Origin of the sequence: Vibrio genomosp. F10 str. 9ZD137 (assembly GCF_049974785.1) — a bacterium.
In the GTDB taxonomy this organism is placed as follows: domain Bacteria; phylum Pseudomonadota; class Gammaproteobacteria; order Enterobacterales; family Vibrionaceae; genus Vibrio.
The window spans coordinates 1-344 of the sequence record NZ_JBNGCJ010000101.1; the positions used below are offsets into that span (position 1 = coordinate 1).

Below are 344 nucleotides of genomic sequence, written 5' to 3' on the forward strand. Positions count from 1 at the left end.
CCACCTGCGGCCCCAGTACCGAGTAAAGTCAGTGTCAGCATTTGTCTCCCTTCACCCGACACCGTTCTTTTATCAGTGTCGAAGGTTTTTAAGTACTTTTTGTCATTGGCTTAGCCAAACAAGCGGGCATTTGGTTGATTATCCATTTGACGAGAAAACTGTGCGACGGTTTCTTGCAGTGTTCCGCTATTATTCAGCAAAATCGCGTCGTTTGGGCGAACTTCGTCGTATTGAACGGCTCGTTCCAGCCGTTGGACAATTTCAGTCCTGTTTTCTCGCCCCCGTTTAATCAGCCTCTGCTGTAATATATCGGGGCTGACGGTTATCCATACGACTTGCAATCG

Annotated in this window: 1 pseudogene; it reads right to left on the bottom strand. The window is 48.0% G+C overall.

The annotated features are described in order from the left end of the window. Positions 1-110: 110 nt before the first annotated feature. Positions 111-344: pseudogene (locus tag ACP45E_RS01295) on the bottom strand (phosphonate metabolism protein/1,5-bisphosphokinase (PRPP-forming) PhnN); the annotation flags it as partial.